Below are 270 nucleotides of genomic sequence, written 5' to 3'. Positions count from 1 at the left end.
CAGAAAATCCTCCCCCATCATCCAAATCTTCCCCGATGGCACCTATACCACCAACGACGAATCGGAAGGGGCTACAGTCACTAAACTCGGTACAGGTCATTATCAGATAGACGGTATTCTTGGCTATAACGCCGATGGAGCATGGGGTGTACACGGCGGTATCTCTTCCCCGAAGAATAACAACGGGCTTGAACTTATCTATATTGATGACCGGGTGGAAAAGGACGGCAGCATCACGATTGAGACATGCCACTATCAGCACAGTCATTT

General features: G+C 48.9%; 1 protein-coding gene. It reads left to right on the top strand.

Features of this window, described 5'->3' with window-relative positions; translation table 11 throughout:
- Nucleotides 1-270: phage tail fiber protein (locus tag FE392_RS19925; RefSeq protein WP_500692702.1), on the top strand; the 270-nt coding region annotated here is incomplete at both ends.

It is taken from the genome of Xenorhabdus santafensis (genome assembly GCF_033949405.1).
Classification (GTDB): domain Bacteria; phylum Pseudomonadota; class Gammaproteobacteria; order Enterobacterales; family Enterobacteriaceae; genus Xenorhabdus; species Xenorhabdus santafensis.
Note: the sequence above shows the minus strand (reverse complement) of the source record. Positions and strands in the feature narration are given on the sequence as shown.